This is a genomic window from Pararobbsia alpina, from assembly GCF_965118125.1.
Classification (GTDB): Bacteria; Pseudomonadota; Gammaproteobacteria; order Burkholderiales; family Burkholderiaceae; genus Pararobbsia; species Pararobbsia alpina_A.
Genome location: NZ_OZ221287.1, coordinates 208,839 through 227,199, shown reverse-complemented (window position 1 = coordinate 227,199; position 18,361 = coordinate 208,839). Strand labels below are relative to the sequence as shown.

At 63.0% G+C, this 18,361-nt stretch carries 10 protein-coding genes; 7 read left to right on the top strand and 3 right to left on the bottom strand.

The window, feature by feature from the left end; all coding sequences use genetic code 11:
- Window positions 1–206 precede the first annotated feature (206 nt).
- Window positions 207–1,943, top strand: coding sequence for an AMP-binding protein (locus ACMFWR_RS00925; protein WP_413193193.1), 1,737 nt, complete (start codon window positions 207–209; stop codon window positions 1,941–1,943).
- 768 nt (window positions 1,944–2,711) lie between these two features.
- A complete protein-coding gene (locus tag ACMFWR_RS00920) occupies window positions 2,712–3,665 on the top strand; it encodes an alpha/beta hydrolase (protein ID WP_413193192.1) in 954 nt (317 codons plus the stop codon).
- Window positions 3,666–3,674: 9 nt separating this feature from the next.
- Here ACMFWR_RS00920 and ACMFWR_RS00915 read toward each other — a convergent pair whose 3' ends face one another.
- The gene (locus tag ACMFWR_RS00915) at window positions 3,675–4,640 is read right to left on the bottom strand and encodes a transporter substrate-binding domain-containing protein (RefSeq protein WP_413193191.1); all 966 of its coding nucleotides are present in this window, start codon (window positions 4,638–4,640) and stop codon (window positions 3,675–3,677) included.
- Between the two features lie 362 nt (window positions 4,641–5,002).
- Here ACMFWR_RS00915 and hemE point away from each other — a divergent pair, with 362 nt between their 5' ends.
- The 3 genes from hemE to ACMFWR_RS00900 all read left to right on the top strand — a co-directional run bounded on the left by hemE (window position 5,003) and on the right by ACMFWR_RS00900 (window position 10,692).
- Window positions 5,003–6,085 (top strand): uroporphyrinogen decarboxylase, encoded by a 1,083-nt coding sequence (gene hemE / locus ACMFWR_RS00910; protein ID WP_413193190.1) that lies wholly within the window; start codon window positions 5,003–5,005, stop codon window positions 6,083–6,085.
- A 497-nt stretch (window positions 6,086–6,582) separates the two neighbouring features.
- On the top strand, window positions 6,583–8,868 hold the full coding sequence (locus ACMFWR_RS00905; RefSeq protein ID WP_413193189.1) for a primosomal protein N': 2,286 nt from the start codon (window positions 6,583–6,585) through the stop codon (window positions 8,866–8,868).
- 402 nt (window positions 8,869–9,270) lie between these two features.
- On the top strand, window positions 9,271–10,692 hold the full coding sequence (locus ACMFWR_RS00900; RefSeq protein WP_413193188.1) for a YeiH family protein: 1,422 nt from the start codon (window positions 9,271–9,273) through the stop codon (window positions 10,690–10,692).
- A gap of 287 nt (window positions 10,693–10,979) precedes the next feature.
- On the opposite strand, the gene ACMFWR_RS00895 is transcribed toward ACMFWR_RS00900, so the two are convergent.
- Window positions 10,980–11,189: a hypothetical protein gene (locus ACMFWR_RS00895; RefSeq protein ID WP_413193187.1), complete on the bottom strand. Its 210-nt coding sequence runs from the start codon at window positions 11,187–11,189 to the stop codon at window positions 10,980–10,982.
- Window positions 11,190–11,424: 235 nt separating this feature from the next.
- On the opposite strand from ACMFWR_RS00895, the gene putA reads away from it, so the two are divergent.
- The gene (gene putA, locus ACMFWR_RS00890) at window positions 11,425–15,495 is read left to right on the top strand and encodes a trifunctional transcriptional regulator/proline dehydrogenase/L-glutamate gamma-semialdehyde dehydrogenase (RefSeq protein WP_413193186.1); all 4,071 of its coding nucleotides are present in this window, start codon (window positions 11,425–11,427) and stop codon (window positions 15,493–15,495) included.
- Between the two features lie 102 nt (window positions 15,496–15,597).
- Window positions 15,598–16,743 carry a branched-chain amino acid ABC transporter substrate-binding protein gene (locus ACMFWR_RS00885; RefSeq protein WP_413193185.1) on the top strand — a complete coding sequence of 382 codons (1,146 nt, stop codon included), beginning with the start codon at window positions 15,598–15,600 and terminating at the stop codon, window positions 16,741–16,743.
- 72 nt (window positions 16,744–16,815) lie between these two features.
- Here ACMFWR_RS00885 and ACMFWR_RS00880 read toward each other — a convergent pair whose 3' ends face one another.
- Complete coding sequence (locus tag ACMFWR_RS00880) at window positions 16,816–18,081, bottom strand: hypothetical protein (RefSeq protein WP_413193184.1); 1,266 nt, start codon at window positions 18,079–18,081, stop codon at window positions 16,816–16,818.
- Window positions 18,082–18,361: the final 280 nt, after the last annotated feature.

The window sequence follows — 18,361 nt, the reverse complement described above, 5'->3', positions numbered from 1 at the left end:
AAACGCGTGTGAGAGGCGTTTATTCGGTCGACGCGTTCGGCATGGATGACGAGCGGCTTTGTGTTCCCGATGCAGGGTTTGAAGCAATACCGGTGCGGGGACCGCGTGGTGACAATCGAGCACACCGTCGTCGAGCCTATCTTCGTCGAGCACGCAGCATGCCCATCGAAATCAAGCCGGACGGGTCAACCTGCCGGAGGTTCGAAATGGATGAAGTCGCACACGTCGACGACGCGATCATTGCGCCACGCGATGGGCTCTCCTATGTGCGAGGAACGACGCAGATTCCGCTGCTCGATTTCACGGTCAGCGGGCTGTTGCGCGACACGGCAAGTCGTTTTCCGGATCGGCCCGCGGTCGTGTTTCGCGATCAGGGGGTGCGTTGGACTTGGCGCGAGTTCGACGCACAGGTCGACGCGCTCGCGCTCGGCCTGCTTTCACTCGGGATCGCCAAAGGCGATCGCGTCGGGATCTGGTCGCCGAATCGCGTGGAGTGGCTGGTCACTCAGTTCGCCTCCGCGCGTATCGGCGCGGTGCTCGTCAATATCAACCCGGCTTATCGGCTGCATGAACTTGAATATGCGCTGAACAAGGTCGGTTGCAAGGCACTGATCAGCGCCGTCCGGTTCAAGTCCTCGGAGTATCTCGAGATGCTTCGCGCGCTGGCGCCCGAGCTCGACGCGGGGTCGCGCCGGTTACAAAGTACGCGTCTGCCGCACCTCGAGCATGTTGTTCAGATGGGGGACGCGGAGGTCGCCGGCATGCTTCGCTACGCCGACGTGGTCGCCGCGGGCGAGGCCGCGCGCTCGAGCGCGGGTGCTGCGCAACTGGCGGCGGGTGAGGCGGCGCTCGACTGCAGCGAGCCGATCAATATCCAGTTCACGAGCGGCACCACCGGCAGCCCGAAAGGGGCGACGCTGACGCACCGGAATGTGGTCAACAACGGGCGCTTTATCGGCATGGCGATGCGTCTCGACGAGCACGATGCGCTGTGCATTCCGGTGCCGTTCTATCACTGCTTCGGAATGGTCCTGGGCGTGCTCGCGTGCGTGTCGTCGGGGGCAAATATGGTGTTCCCGTGCGAAGGTTTTGATCCGGGTGCGACGCTGCGCGCTGTGTCGGAAGAGCGATGCACGGGTCTGCACGGCGTGCCGACCATGTTTATCGCCGAACTCGACCACCCGGACTTCGAGGAATTCGACTTACGGAGCTTGCGCACCGGAATCATGGCCGGCTCGCCGTGCCCGATCGAGACGATGAAGAAAGTCGTCTCGCGCATGCATATGGCGGAAGTCACAATCGCCTACGGCATGACCGAAACGAGCCCCGTCTCGTTTCAGAGTTCGACGACTGATCCGCTCGACAAGCGCGTCACCACAGTCGGGCAGATACAGCCCCATCTTGAAGTCCGGCTTGTTGATGCAAACGGCGAAACGGTGCCGGTCGGTGCCAAGGGAGAACTCTGGACGCGCGGTTACTCCGTGATGCTCGGATATTGGGGCGACGAGGCCAAAACAAACGAAGCAATCGTGGACGGCTGGATGCGCACCGGCGATCTCGCCACGCTCGATGAAGCGGGCTATTGCAATATCGTCGGACGGGTCAAAGACATGCTGATTCGCGGCGGAGAAAACATTTATCCGCGCGAAATCGAGGAATTCCTGTTTCGGCATCCCGCCGTGCAATCGGTCCAGGTATTTGGTGTTCCCGACGCGAAATATGGGGAGGAGGTCTGTGCGTGGATCGTTCCGAAACCGGGACTTGCCGTGACGGAAACGGAGATTCGCGCGTTCTGCGAAGGGCAAATCGCGCATTACAAAATTCCGCGTTATATCCGGTTTGTCTCGGAGATTCCGATGACCGTAACCGGAAAAGCGCAGAAATTCGTCATGCGAGACCGGATGATCGAAGAACTCGCGTTAAGTCCGACAAAGACCGCATGATGCGGGATGTTGGAGGCGATTCGCGGGGAGTGCGTCGAGGAAAACGATATTCACGCGCAGCCTAAAAAGTAGGCGGCGGCGAAAGCTGGACGAAAAAAAGCGGGCCTTAGGGCCCGCTAAAAACCACACGCTACGGGGTTAGCGCGAGGAGACCAATGTTGGGTACCGTTGAATTACGGGTCATGCAGCAGGTGGAACACTAGACTTGCTGCCAACCAGAATCGAGCGTCAGGTGGAACTCCAGACTTGCCGCCGATCCACAAACACGACAGGTGGAAAACCAGACTTGTCGTGAACGGCCCCTGCAAGGATGCCCCTCATTGAGGGCTTCGGCGAACCGACCGATCTCTGAATTTGACGTCCGCTCACGTCATATTCAGCGATGCACATCCGTGCAGATACCGTTGAGGGCATTGTGGGTCAATTCATATTCAGTTGGCGTAACAAAGTGTTTCAGGTTGTAACCCACGTCCAGCAAGGGTTTCCGGGATTTTTGACCTTTTTTCAAACGCCATTTCGACGCATTTTAGACCTTTGTTTAGTATCCGTCAGACAACATCACGGTGTGGCCTGATCTGCAAGAATTACCGAATCACGTGCGCGACCCATGCCTGTCATGAAACTGAACATGGCCCTTTTTTAGCTTTCAGGCGAATTCGCGGCGCTGTGAATAAAATACTTCGCGAAACTGGCCGGAACGAATGAAGCCGCCCGCACGGGCCGCGCCGGAGCATACCGTGCTGCGCGCGCGCAAAAACGAGGAACGCCTTGAACATCGATCCGCAGATTGCCGCTTACTACGCCAAGGTGGCGGCCGAGTTTCCGCCGTTGAGCGATACGGACGCGCAGACGCGCCGCGCTCGCAACAAAGAGGTCGCCGAACGGTTCGCACCGCCAGCGCCGGAAGGCGTCCGCGTCGAGTCGATCGACGTGCCGCTCGAAGGCCGGACATTGCGCTCGCGTCTCTATCGCCCCGCGCATATCGACGACGCGCTTCCCCTGGTGGTGTACTTCCACGGTGGTGGATGGGTGGTGGGCGATCTCGACACGCATGAGCAGGTTGCTGCCAATCTCGCCCTGGATGCCGGCATCGCCGTCGCATCGATTGACTACCGTCTGGCCCCGGAATATCCGTTTCCCGCTCCAAACGACGATGCGGTCGACGCGCTGTTCTGGTTTGCGGAGCACCGGCCGCGTTTCAATCTTTCGATTCGCCCGATCGGTGTTGCCGGCGACAGCGCTGGCGCATTTCTCGCAACGTATGCCGCTCGCGTTGCGAACGACACGGTGCCGGGACTCGTCAGGGCGCAACTCCTTTTGTATCCGGTCGCGCATCCGGGAATCGACACGCCGAGCTACGAGCGCTTTGCCAATGGGCCGGGACTGACCCGCGATGACATGACCTGGTTCTGGAGCATGTTTCTGGGCGCGCCGGTCGGAAACGAGGGCGCGGGCGCGAAGTGGATGGCCGATGCTCGCGTGAACATGATCGCCTCGACGCCTGAGCACGCGCCGGCTGACGCCATCGTGATGGTCGCCGGGATTGATCCATTGCGCGACGAAGGCGTGGACTACGCACATTTTCTCGAGCTCCACGGCGGTGACGTCGAACTGATCGAAGCAGGCGACATGACGCACGGGTTCGCGCGCATGCAACATTTTTCCAACGCGTCGCGCGACTGGATGCGCCGCGCAGGCATTGCCTTCAGCGAAATGCTCTGAGCCGCTGCGCTATTTCAGCCACGCGTCGACGATCTTGTCGAAGTCGCCGGTGGCTCGCAGCAAGTGCAGCCACTGATCGACATACGCCTGGAAAGCGACGTCGCCTCGCGGAAGCAGGATCGCCTTTTCGCCGTATTGAAGCGGCTTGTCCGGGTTCACGGGACAGAGCGCGGGATTCAACTTGTGCTGTAGTCGCGTTTCAGAGCCGTCGGTGACCATGACGTCGGCTTTGCCGTCGGCGATTTGCCTGAAGATCGTTACGTTGTCGGGGTAGACCTCGATGTGCGCGTGCATCAGATGCTCCCGCGCGAACTTTTCGTTCGTGCCGCCCGGGTTGACGATCACGCGGACAGACGGCTGATCGATGTCACTCAGCGTCTGGAAACGGCCGACGGCATCGCAACGCGCGATCGGTGTCTTGCCGTCGATCATGTAGGCGTTCGAAAACGCCGCGCGCTTTTGTCGTTCGAGCGTCGTCGACACACCGCCCACCGCGATGTCGCAGCGCGCGAGAAAGTCGTCCACCAGCTTCGGCCACGTCGTCGCAACGAATTCGACCTTTGCCCCCAACGATTTGGCGAGCGATTGAGCGAGCTCGATATCGATGCCTTCGTACTGGCCATCAGGCCGAAGAAAGGAATAGGGCTTGTAGTCACCTGTCGTGCAGACGCGCAGGCGATGCGAGGCCAGGATCTGATCGAGACGGGAGTCGACGGCGTGATCGCCGCTGGAGTTCGTGACGCCTGAGCCCGAGACTGAAGTGGCTTGAGTTCCGTCGGTTTTTGCACCCGAGACTTGCGCTGTCGAGACTTGGGTCTCCGCCGCATGGACGATCGATGCGCCCGCCACCCAGGCCACGACAAACGCGGGCAGGCTCAATTGACGCAACGGGCGGCGCGCCTTACGCGCGACAGAGCGAATCGCGCGAGGGCCGATCAGACGGACGGAGCGCCAGCGAACGAGGCGTGCAAACATCGAGAACTCCCGAAGCAGATGACAGGAACCCGCATCATAAAGACCGGGCTCCGCCGTGCCCACTCGTCCGAACGGCCAGTGCCAACACGATCTTCGGTTCGCCACGCCCCAAGCCCCAAGCCCCAAGCCCCAAGCCCCAAGCCCCAAGCCCCAAGCCCCAAGCCCCAAGCACCAAGCACCAAGCACCAAGCACCAAGCACCAAGCACCAAGCACCAAGCACCAAGCACCAAGCACCACGCCCGCGCCCACGCCGTAGGTCGTCAGGCGTGAACCGTAAGCTGCGCACCCGCGACACGGTGACGCACGAGCCGTTCGCCCCGGTCCGGTAGAATGCGCGTTTGCTTATCAGCGCGAGCATCCCGTGGTCACGAAGCTTTCCAACGACACGTTCCTGCGCGCATTGCGCCGCGAGCCGACCGAATACACGCCCATCTGGTTGATGCGCCAGGCGGGCCGCTATCTGCCCGAATATCAAGCCACGCGTGCGAAAGCCGGTAGCTTCATGGACCTCGCGCAGAATCCCGACTTCGCGACCGAGGTCACGCTGCAGCCGCTCGATCGCTTTCCGCTCGACGCCGCGATCCTGTTTTCCGACATCCTGACCATCCCCGACGCGATGGGTCTGGGCCTGTCGTTCGAAGCCGGCGAAGGTCCGCGGTTCGCGCATCCGGTGCGCACCGAAGAGGACGTCGCGCGCCTCGCGGTACCGAATATCGACACGTCGCTTCGCTACGTCACCGACGCCGTTTCGCAGATTCGCCGCGCCCTGGTCGATTCGACGGGCCAGCAGCGCGTGCCGCTGATCGGCTTTTCGGGCAGTCCCTGGACGCTCGCCACGTATATGGTCGAAGGCGCCGGGTCGTCGGACTTCCGCGTCGTCAAATCGATGCTGTACGGCCGGCCCGACCTCATGCACCGGATTCTCGACATCAATGCGCGCGCCGTGGCCGCCTATCTGAACGCCCAGATCGAAGCAGGCGCGCAGGCCGTCATGATTTTCGACTCGTGGGGCGGCGCGCTGGCTGACGGCGCATTCCAGACGTTCTCGCTGGCCTACATGAAGCAGGTCATCGCGAACCTGAAGCGTGAGCGCGACGGCGAACGGGTTCCGGTCATCGCGTTCACCAAAGGCGGCGGTCTGTGGCTCGACGAACTGGCGGATATCGGCGCCGACGCGCTGGGTGTCGATTGGACGGTGAATATCGGCCGCGCGCGCGAACGCGTCGGGAATCGCGTGGCCCTGCAGGGCAACCTCGATCCGTCGGCGCTCTTTGCGCCGCCCGACGCGGTTCGCGCCCAGGCGCGTTCGGTACTCGACGCGTTCGGTCCGCATCCGGGTCATGTCTTCAACCTCGGTCACGGGATCAATCAATTCGCGCCGATCGAGAGTGTCTCGGCGCTGGTTGACGAGGTGCACACGTACAGTCGCGCGATTCGCCGGTGAATGGTTTGTGCGCGAAGCGATGCTGCGGCGCAGGTCACTGGTATTACCTGTCCGTTCGGACTACGCGCCGGAAGTGCCGTCCGTACTGCCACCCGTGAAAGTCAAGACCTCAGTTATACACATTGGAGTCATTGCGCCGCGTCAATCCTTGCGCGATCGTGAAAGGCACCTCTGGAAGCCTTGATTTGTTCTGCAATTCATTGATTTACAACGTTTTTATGCGACGTCATATCGAGCGTCGCGGACCTGTGGAAAACCGCGAGCGATCAAGCCCGCCGTACCTCTGGAGCGTTTTTCAACAGAGTTATCCACAGGCTGGCGATGCGCTGGGAAAACTCTTGGTGAATCCAAAACTTAGCGCTGAACCTGAAGTTTTACTTTAAGTTCCCGAGAAGCTCCTGGGTTTTTGCCCTGCTTTGATGCGCGAGGGATCCATGAATGGATCCCTCGTTTGGCCCCGGCCTGATCCCGGTTTGATCCGAGTCTTTGTTCCACAAGTGAGCCAGCCCCCAATCGTTCGCGTCGCGCTCGACCACCCGCTCGCGGAGTTATACGACTACGCGTGGCGTGGCGACGTGCCGCCGCGAATCGGGCAACTCGTCGGCGTGCCGTTTGGTCGCCGCAGCGCGGTCGGCTTGATCTACGAAGTCGCGGACACCAGCGATGTCCCGTCGGATCGGTTGAAGGAGGTCGAAACGATCTGCGAGGCGATGTCGCCTGTTTCGCAGGCGTGGCTTGATCTCATCGCGTTCGCGGCGGGCTACTACCATCGGGCGCTTGGCGAAGTCGCGTTGCCCGCGTTGCCTGCGCCGCTGCGCGAGCCCGAACGATGGGCGAGGCTCTTCGCACGCGAGCCGCAGTTCGCACCGACACCCGAGGGCCGGCTCGCATTACCCGATGCATTGCCGTCGCGCGCGGTGGCGCTGCGCCGGCTTGCCGAGGCATTGCTCGAAAGCGGTCGCCTCTCTGCGAGCGCTGCCCGCGAGTTGCATGCGAAAGCCGTCGCTACGCTTGAGTCGTGGGTCGAGAGCGGCTGGGCATGCCGTGTCGAAACGGAGGCCCTGGCAAATCCGGTCGAGGTCGCAGACGTTTCTTCTCCGGACGGCGCCGCAGCTGCGGCCACGGCGCGTATGCCCGCCGCCACTTCCGATCAGGCCGCCGCGCTGGCCGAAATCGATGCCGCAACGGGGTTCGCGTCTTTTCTGCTTTATGGCGTCACAGGAAGCGGCAAGACGGAGGTCTATCTTCGTGCACTCGAGCGCCTGCTCGAGCGTCGGCCCGACGCGCAGGCACTGGTGCTCGTGCCCGAGATCAATCTGACGCCACAGTTCGAGCGCACCTTCCGCGCACGTTTCGGGCATCTCGCGCCGGGCGCGATCGTGAGCCTGCACAGCGGACTCGCCGAAGGCGAGCGCACGCGCAACTGGCTGGCCGCACATGATCGCGAAGCGCGCATCGTGCTCGGCACGCGTCTGGCCGTGCTCGCCTCGATGCCGGCGCTCGCGATGATCGTCGTCGATGAAGAGCACGAGCCTGCGTACAAACAGCAGGAAGGGCTCCGTTATTCGGCAAGAGATCTCGCCGTCTGGCGCGCCAAGCAACTCGATATCCCGATCGTCCTCGGTTCGGCGACGCCATCGCTCGAAAGCTGGCATCAGGCCGAGCAGGGCCGTTATCAGCGTTTGACGCTCGCGACGCGTGCCGTTGCGGAAGCCGTATTGCCGACCGTGCGGCTGATCGACCAGGACATGGAACGCAAACGCGGCATCCACTCGATCGAGGGCATGTCGCCAACCCTGGTCGCCGCATTGCGCGCGCGCCTCGAGCGCGGCGAGCAAAGCCTGATCTTCGTGAACCGCCGCGGCTATGCGCCGACACTGGCCTGCGATGCCTGCGGCTGGGTCGCGGGCTGTCCGCGTTGCAGTGCCTACGCGGTGCTTCACAAGGCCGATCGGACCTTGCGGTGCCACCACTGCGGCTGGGAAGCGCGGATTCCGCGTGCGTGTCCCGAGTGCGGTAACGTCGATCTCGCGCCGCTCGGCCGCGGTACGCAGCGTGTCGAGGAGGCGATCGCCGGGGTCGTGCCTGGCGCGCGCGTGCTGCGGATCGACGCGGACAGCACGCGTCGCAAGGGTAGCGCCGAGGCTTTGTTCGATAACGTTCATACGGGCGGTGTCGATATTCTCGTCGGCACGCAGATGGTCGCGAAGGGTCATGATTTCCAGCGCGTGTCGCTGGTCGGCGTGCTCAATGCCGACACGGCGTTGTTCTCCCACGACTTCCGCGCGGGCGAGCGTCTCTTTGCGCAGCTGATGCAGGTCAGCGGACGGGCGGGCCGGGCAGGACTGCCCGGCGAAGTCATGATTCAGACGCGGTATGCGAACCATCCGCTCTACGCGTCGATTGCGCGGCATGACTACGCCGGCTTTGCGCGCGCGGCGCTCAAGGAGCGACGTGAGGCTCGGCTGCCACCGTTCGCGTTTCAGGCGTTGCTGCGCGCCGACGCGCGTACGCTCGAGGCGGCGCTCGCTTTCCTTGATGCAGCGGCCGCTGAGCTGGAAGGCTTGCCGGGCGCGGAGCACGTCACGCGGTACGACGCGGTCCCGCTGACGATCGTCAAGGTGATGCACGTGCATCGCGCGCAACTGCTGCTCGAAAGCGGCTCGCGCGCCGCGCTTCAGGCGGCGCTGCGTGCATGGCAACCCCGTCTGCGCGACATCAAGGGCGGCGACACGCGCGGGATGATCCGATGGTCAGTGGAAGTCGATCCGCTGGATATATAGAAGGCCGCACGTAGACACCACGCCTGAGACGCCATGCTTTCTCGCCAGGCTCAAACTTGATCAGCCAGGACGTCGCAGTCGCAGTCGCAGTCGCAGTCGCAGTCGCAGTCGCAGTCGCAGTCCCAGTCCCAGTCCCAGTCCCAGTCCCAGTCCCAGTCCCAGTCGCCGCCCGGCCCTGTCGCTGACCCAGCCTCAACGCCATCCTCAACGCGATCTCCATCCCTTAGCCCGGTCACTCCGTTACCGACTTGCGCTCATATGGATATGACGAAAGCTTCCTTTCGACAGGCTGATCTGCCACCGATAATCGCCCGAAGCGAACGCCCAATTGCCAGGCATCTGGCGTGATTCGAATAAACAGGGCGTTCATCCGGGGCACGGTCCATCGATCGGGGGACGAACATGAGCGACACCCATACAACGCTGGCCGCGCAGGCCGAGACTCGCGATGTGAAGCCGGGGTTATGGCGTGAGCTGGTTTCAAAGGAAGACTGGTGGGCGATCTGGATTGCGCTGGCGATCGTGATCGTCGCTTACGGTCTTTTTGCATCGGGTAGCAGCATCAAATGGCTGGCGGTTGCACCCGCGAAGTGGACAACTGTCGGCGAGGCAGTCACAGATCTTGGCAAGAAACTGCCGCAATACGTTTCCCTTTTTGTGGTCTGGGCCGTGTTGTTCGGAATTGGCCTGGCGGCCATCGGTCACCGGATCTCGCATTTCGTCGCGTCGTTCCTGGTGCTGTTCGTCGTCTCCGTGCTGATCTTCGAACTCGGCGCCTGGGTCAACGCTTCGAAATACAACCTCGAGCCCCCGCTGGTCGCGTTGGCGCTCGGGCTGCTGATCTCGAACGTGTTCCGGCTGCCCGACTGGATCTCGGCGGGCTTTCGTGTCGAGTTCTACATCAAGGTCGGCATCATCCTGCTCGGTGCGACGCTGCCGTTCACGCTGCTCGTCTGGGCGGGTCCGGTCGCCGTCGCGCAAGCCAGCATCGTGTCACTTGTGACGTTCGGCGTGATCTTCTGGGCAGGCCGAGCGTTGGGTCTCGACAAGCGATTTGCCGCGGTGTTGGGTGTCGGCGGCGCCGTGTGTGGCGTCTCGGCATCGATTGCCATCGCCGGCGCTGTGCGTGCAAAGCGCGAAGAAGCGTCGGTGTCGATCACGCTGGTGATCCTCTGGGCCATCGTGATGATCTTCGTGCTGCCCTTCGTCGCACGTGCGTTTGGGTTGCCGACGGGGATTGCAGGCGCGTGGATTGGCACCTCGGAATTCGCCGACGCAGCCGGCATCGCCGCGGCGCAGGCTTATGGCGATCTCGCGAAGCACGGCACGGCCGGCATCGCAGGCTCGCCCGAAGCGTCACTGCAAGCCTTCACGCTGATGAAGGTCGTCGGCCGGGATATCTGGATCGGGATCTGGGCATTCGTACTGGCGATCGTCGCGACGACGCGCTGGGAACGCGACACGTCGCCGACCGGACTCAAGTCACGTGTCGGCGCAGGCGAAATCTGGACGCGGTTCCCGAAATTCGTGATCGGGTTTGTCGTGGCCTCGGCGCTGGTCATCTGGGTCGCAAGTCACTACACGCTCGCGGAATATCGCACTGTCGTGACGCCGGCGCTGGTTGCGCCGATCACTGCGTTGCGCACCTGGGCGTTTATTTTCTGCTTCTTCAGCATTGGCCTGACGACGCGCTTCGGCACGCTGGCCAAGACAGGCATCCGACCGTTCCTGGCGTTCACGATCGGCGTGGCCGTCAACATCGTGCTCGGCTATCTGCTGTCGGTGCACGTGTTCGGCTCGTATTGGGCCGGTCTTGGCCAATAACAGTCTGAGCGTGCCGTGAAGGTCGAACCGGTGCAAACCCTCGAAGCGCGGTGCCGCGATTGCGTGCATCGCGCCAGCGATCGGGCCGGTCTGGAGTCGTTGATACCGGGGCTATCGAGCCTCGGTTCGGCGTTTGGAGCGAGTGTTGGAGAGAGCCGTTTGTGCCGCATTCACGACCGGCTTGTGTCGCCCGATGACCATTGCGGTCAATTCACGCCCGCCCGCCTTTAGCATCGCCTTCGATCCCGAAGGCCATCGTTTGAAATCCCTACAGGCTCGATGACGCGTCAGTGAGCCGAGCGCGGCAGCGAGCTGCGCGACGCGTGGGTGGCACGCGGCGCACGTGCGGGCACGACGCGCGCACGATATTCCTCGAATTCCTCTTCGATCTCGGCACTGCGCGCGTTACCCAGCGCCGCACCGCGCACGAACATCAGCGCGCAGAACGCGCACACCATCCAGATCCCGCCGCAGACCAGCCAACTTTCGAGTCCCATCGCATCCTCTTCGAACTCAACTGCCGTTGAGGCGGGTCCATCCGATCCGGGTTCCGGCGCGACCCCTGCGTCGCGCATATGCCCATTGCCCACCATGAGGAGATTAACGACCAACACGCGTCAGCCTTTAGAGGTAAAAACCCGAATTCACAACGGGTTTGCCGGTAAAGATTGCCTCTACTAGGTGCAACCCCCTATATTGATCGGGTTGCACCTGACTATTGGCGGGCGTAGGATGCCCCCGACCCTCGAACAGTTCGTCGGCCCTCCCCGTGGCCGGCGTCGGACGCATCAGAAGATCATGGCAAGTACCACCCTCGGCGTAAAAGTTGACGAGCCCCTGCGCGCACGCCTGCGCGACGCGGCACAGCGCATCGAGCGCACACCGCACTGGCTCATCAAACAGGCGATCTTCGCTTACCTCGAAAAGATCGAAGGGGGCCAGTTGCCGCCTGAGTTGAGCGGCGCATTGAATGGCGCAACCGGTGCGTTCGGCACCGGCGCAACCGAAGCAGATGACACGTCGTCGTCCGAGCACGGACAGGATGAAGTCGCCCATCCGTTTCTCGACTTCGCGCAGGGCGTGCAGCCGCAGTCGGTGTTGCGTTCTGCCATTACGTCCGCTTACCGTCGCCCGGAGCCGGAGTGCCTGCCGTTCCTGATCGAGCAGGCGCGTCTGCCTGCGCCGCAGGCCGAGGCCGCGCGTGCGCTGGCGAAAAAGCTCGTGTCCACGCTGCGCGGCAAGCGCACGGGTGGCGGTGTCGAAGGCCTGATCCACGAGTTCTCGCTGTCGAGCCAGGAAGGCGTGGCGCTCATGTGTCTCGCCGAAGCGCTGCTGCGCATTCCGGACCGCGCGACGCGCGATGCGCTGATCCGCGACAAGATCAGCAAGGGCGACTGGAAGTCGCACGTTGGCAACGCCCCGTCGATGTTCGTGAACGCCGCAACCTGGGGTCTGATGATCACGGGCAAGCTCGTGACGACCAACAGCGAGGCCGGTCTGTCGTCGGCGCTCACGCGGTTGATCGGCAAGGGCGGCGAGCCGCTGATCCGCAAGGGCGTCGATATGGCGATGCGCCTGATGGGTGAGCAATTCGTCACGGGCGAGACGATCTCGGAAGCGCTCGCGAACAGTCGCAAATACGAAGCGCGTGGCTTCCGTTACTCGTACGACATGCTCGGCGAAGCCGCGACCACCGAGGAAGACGCGCTGCGTTACTACGCGTCGTACGAACAGGCGATCCACGCGATCGGCAAGGCCGCCGGCGGACGCGGCATTTACGAAGGCCCCGGCATCTCGATCAAGCTGTCGGCACTGCACGCACGCTACTCGCGCGCGCAGCAGGATCGCGTGATGAGCGAACTGCTGCCGCGTGTGCGCTCGCTGGCGATCCTCGCGCGCGGCTACGACATCGGCCTCAATATCGACGCCGAGGAAGCCGACCGGCTCGAGCTGTCGCTCGATCTGCTCGAGGCACTGTGCTTCGACCCGGAGCTCGCGGGCTGGAACGGCATCGGCTTCGTGGTGCAGGGCTACCAGAAGCGCTGCCCGTTCGTGATCGACTACCTGATCGATCTCGCGCGCCGCAGCCGGCACCGCCTGATGATCCGTCTCGTGAAGGGCGCCTACTGGGACAGCGAAATCAAGCGCGCCCAGCTCGACGGTCTCGAGGGCTACCCCGTCTACACGCGCAAGATTTATACGGACGTGTCGTACCTCGCGTGCGCGAAGAAGCTGCTTGGCGCACCCGACGCCGTGTACCCGCAGTTCGCGACGCACAACGCCCACACGCTGTCGGCGATCTACAACCTGGCCGGTCAGAACTACTACCCCGGTCAATACGAATTCCAGTGCCTGCACGGCATGGGCGAGCCGCTCTACGAAGAAGTGACCGGCCGCGAGAAGCTCAATCGGCCGTGCCGCGTCTATGCACCGGTCGGCACGCACGAAACGCTGCTCGCCTACCTCGTGCGACGCCTGCTCGAAAACGGCGCGAACACCTCGTTCGTCAATCGCATCGCCGATGAGAACGTCGATCTCGACGCGCTGGTCGCCGACCCCGTCGACGAAGCCTCGGCCGTCGTGCCGGTCGGCGCGCCGCATCCGAAGATTCCGCTGCCTCGCGAGCTGTATGGACGCGAGCGCGCCAACTCGATGGGCCTCGACCTGTCGAACGAACATCGGCTCGCATCGCTGTCGTCGGCGCTGCTCGCAAGCGGTCACCAGAACTGGCACGCCGCGCCGATGCTCGTCGACGCCGAGACGGTGACGGGCAAGCCGCGCGATGTGCGCAACCCGTCGGACCTGCGCGATATCGTCGGCACGACGATCGATGCGACCGAAGCACAGATCGCCACGGCGATGTCCAATGCCGTCAGCGCCGCGCCGATCTGGGCCGCGACGCCCGTCGAGGCGCGAGCCGATTGTCTCGACCGCGCCGCCGACCTGCTCGAGGCCAGCATGCCCTCGCTGATGGGCCTGATCGTGCGCGAAGCGGGCAAATCGCTGCCGAACGCCATTTCGGAAATCCGCGAAGCGGTCGATTTCCTGCGCTACTACGCGGCACAGATCCGCGGCGAGTTCTCGAACGACACGCATCGGCCGCTGGGTCCGATCGTGTGTATCAGTCCATGGAATTTCCCGCTGGCGATCTTTATGGGTCAGGTGTCGGCCGCACTCGCAGCGGGCAACCCCGTGATCGCCAAGCCTGCCGAGCAGACGCCGCTGATCGCGGCGCAGGCCGTGCGCATTCTGCGCGAAGCCGGCGTGCCGCACGGTGCGGTGCAACTGATGCCCGGTGATGGCGGCACGGTCGGCGCGGCACTGGTGGCCGACGCGCGCACTCGCGGCGTCATGTTCACGGGCTCGACCGATGTCGCGCGCCTGATCGCGAAGTCTCTCGCGGATCGCCTCGACCCGGACGGCAAGCCGATCCCGTTGATCGCCGAAACCGGCGGCCAGAACGCGATGATCGTCGATTCGTCCGCGCTGGCGGAGCAGGTCGTATTCGACGTGCTGCAATCGGCATTCGATTCCGCAGGTCAGCGTTGTTCGGCGCTGCGCGTGTTGTGCCTGCAGGAAGACGTGGCCGATCGCGTGCTGACCATGCTCAAGGGTGCGATGAACGAGCTGTCGATCGGCAACCCCGATCGCCTGTCGGTCGACGTCGGTCCGGTCATCGATGCGGAAGCCAAGGGCAATATCGACAGCCATATCGAAGGCATGCGTGCGAAGGGGCACGCCGTGCATCAGCTGCCGGCCAGCGACGCCGCGCGACTCGGAACCTTCGTGCCGCCGACACTGATCGAAATCGAATCGCTCGCCGAACTCGAGCGCGAAGTGTTCGGGCCGGTGCTGCACGTGCTGCGCTTCCAGCGCAGCCGGATCAACAAGCTGCTCGACGGGATCAAGGCGACGGGCTACGGCCTCACGCTTGGCATCCACACGCGGATCGACGAAACGATCGCGAATGTCATCGACCAGGCGCACGTCGGCAATATCTATGTGAACCGCAACGTGATCGGCGCGGTCGTGGGTGTGCAGCCGTTCGGCGGCGAAGGTCTGTCGGGCACGGGTCCGAAGGCCGGCGGCCCGCTCTATCTGCCGCGCTTGTTGTCGACGCGTCCGGCAGGCCTGCCGAATTCGCTGTCGAAGGCGCTGAGTGTCGAAGTGCAACCGCCGTCGTCACAGTCGACGCAGGCCAATGCGGGGTCGTCGCAAGGCGCGCCGAGTCCGTCGGCACAGGCCGGTGCAGCGCTGCGCAGCTATCGCGACTGGCTCGACGGTCAGCACGATGCGCTCAACGTCGCACGCTGCGACCGGTACCTGGCCCGGCCGCTGGCCGGGGCGACCGCGACGCTGCCGGGGCCGACGGGCGAACGCAACACCTATTCACTGCGTCCGCGCGGCACCGTGCTGTGCGTGCCGTCGACCTTGGGCGGTGCACGCGCGCAGCTCGTATCGGCGCTCGCCACCGGCAATCGCGCGCTGTTCACGCCGGGTATCGGCGGCCAACTGGCTGCGAGTTTGCCTGTTTCGCTCAAAGACTTTGTGCAAGTGCAGAAAGATGAGCAAAACGCCGTTTATGACGCTGTATTGTTCGAGGGCGACAGCGACGAGCTCCACGCATTGATCCGCCGGGTGGCCGCACGGCCGGGCCCGATCGTGACGGTGCAGGGTGTGGCGTCGGGTTCGCTCGAAAATGGTCAGGACGATTACGCGGTCGAACGCCTGCTCAGCGAGCGGTCGGTCAGCGTGAACACCGCCGCTGCAGGCGGCAACGCAAGCTTGATGACAATCGGTTGAACCGGGCTGATCCGGAATCGGGCGATTGTTTCAACATAGGGATGGCGCGTTCGCTGTGGTCATCCCCGTCTTTAATAAACAGGCATCAGGAAGGAGTAGCGAATGAAACTGACGATGAAACATTGCGCCGTTGCCGCGCTGGCCTATGTGGCCGTCGTAACGGGCGCGAACGCGCAAGCCGTCGAAGACGTAAAGGTGGGCTTTGCGGCGCCGCTGACGGGTGCGCAGGCGCACTACGGGCAGGACTTTCTGAACGGCGTCACGCTGGCGGTCGAAGACTTCAATTCGACCAAGCCCGTGATCGACGGCAAGCAAGTGCGCATCGTGCTCGACACGGCGGACGACCAGGCTGACCCGCGCGTGGGCACGACCGTCGCGCAGAAGCTCGTCGACGATGGCATCAAGGGCATGGTCGGCCACTTCAACTCGGGCACGACGATTCCTGCATCGCGCATCTACGCCGCTGCAGGCATTCCGCAGGTCGCGATGGCGACGGCACCTGAGTACACGCAGCAAGGCTACAAGACGACGTTCCGCATGATGACGTCCGACACGCAGCAAGGTTCGGTTGTCGGCACGTACGCGGTGAAGAGCCTCGGCTTCAAGAAGATCGCGATCATCGACGACCGCACGGCCTACGGCCAGGGTCTCGCCGACCAGTTCGAAAAGGCCGCGAAGGCGGCTGGCGCAACGATCGTCGATCGTGAATACACGAACGACAAGGCCGTCGACTTCAAGGCCGTGCTGACGAAGATCAAGGCGAAGGCACCGGACGGCGTGTTCTACGGCGGCGCCGACGCGCAAGCCGCGCCGATGGTCAAGCAGATGAAGGAACTGAACATCAAGTCGACGCTGATGGGCGGCGAGATGGTCAAGTCGGATACGTTCCTGAAGGTGGCCGGTGCATCGGCGGATGGTGTGGTGGCATCGCTGGCAGGCCTGCCGATGGAAAACATGCCGGGCGGCCAGAAGTACCTCGACGAGTACCGCAAGAAGTTCGGCAAGGATCCGGAAACGTACTCGCCGTACGGCTATGACGGCGCGATGGCCATGTTCCTGGCCATGAAGGCGGCGAACTCGACGGATCCGGCCAAGTACCTGCCGTTCTTTGCGAAGACGGATATGCCGGCCGTGACGTCGTCGGACCTCGGCTACGACGCCAAGGGCGACCTCAAGAACGGTGGCATCACCGTGTACAAGGTCGTCGACGGCAAGTGGACGACGCTGCAGACGGTGGGCGGCAAGTAAGCTTCGGGCTGCGCAATACAAAAAGCCGGTCATCCCCAGGATGACCGGCTTTTTTATCGCCGCTGAATTCGCTTAGTGAGCCAGCGTCGCTGGCGGCCACACAATGAATTCCTGCAGATTGTTAGGCCGGTTTCCGATGTTCTGGTAAACCGAATCCGCGATCAGCGTGATGAAGTTCACGAAGTTCTCATCGGTAAAGCGTTCGCGGAAAATTTCCGCAGCGGCCACGCCCACTTCGAGCGTTTGCATCGGATTGGCCAGCGCACGATCGACACGCTCGGCGATGCTGTCAGGGTTGAAGCGGAAGGTCATATGACCGACCTGCTCGGGCAGCAGGCTGTCGAGGAACGCATGTTCGTTCGTCAGGCAGTACGTGTAGGCGCCGAACGCACGCGTCACGCGATCGTGGATCGCATGCGTCGTATTCGGCGACATATCGATCAGGCCAAGCGCATCACGCGTAGCCTGGTTCGACGCACGATAGTCCGAACCCGAGATAAACGTGCAGCGCTTGCCGCTGAAATCGAGGTAGTCCCAGTTTTCGCCGTGAACGACAACCGGAAAATCCATCAACGTGCGCGCGATCATCGTGCTCTTGATGCGCCGCGCATAGTCGTCGAGGTTCGCATTCATCAGCAACCTGAGCTTGGGTATCGCCTGCACTTCGATACCGGCCGCCGCATAGTATTCAGTGATCGCGTCGTCGATTTGAGTGCCGTGGCATTGATCGATCGCGTCGGTGCTTGTCAACAGTTCGGAAAGATCCATCAACGCGTTCGAGACACCGGGCGCGAGCGTGGCGCGCCAGTTCCGCCGGAGCGCTTCCGGATCATTGCCGTTCTTGAGGAACAGGAGCTTGCCTTCGCGCTTCTTGGCGAAATCGAGCGACTCGAACGGCACCGTGAACAACGGTGCGAGCGGCATCACGCTCAACACGGTCTTGTCGGCGAACGGCAGGCGTTTGCGCAGCAACAAGTGGTCAGGGAATCCGTAGACCAGCGCGTTCGCCGGCGAGTCGGCGACGTGCCGGTCGAAGAAATAGGCCGGCGAGTCGCCGAGCATCGACAGGTGCGGAATGCGAAGCATGGCCCAGGCCGGTGCTTTCGTACCGTCGTCGCGCGTGAGCTTGAGGTCCGAAAGCAGGCCTGCCATACCGAGCACGAACGCGATATTGCCGCTCGTGAGCAGCGACGTCAGGCGCGTCGAATCGTCGGGGACATTCAGGTTGAACAGTTGCGCGTCGTATCCGGACGCGCGGAACATCAGCACAAAGGCCTCGGCCAGCGCGTCAAGGGAGTTGCCTCGCGAGCCCGCCGACACTACAGGAACGATTTTCATGACGTAAGGTGATCTGGGGGGCGGCATGCCTGCCGCGCTTAAAAGCGGCTTTGATACGAGTGGAATTCTAGGGATCGCGGTGTCAAGCGAACGTCCGAACACCGGGCATATATGGCCGCATTTTAGCGCGTGCCCGATCGTTCTCAGGCCCCACAATTCAGGCTACCGGAAGTAGCGTGCGGTTCATGGTCGGCAGCTTTCGCCGCGGGGCACGGCTTCGAATGCTTCTAACAGGGATGCGGGCCCCACGAGACGGGGGCGCCAGGAAAAAGCGAACGCT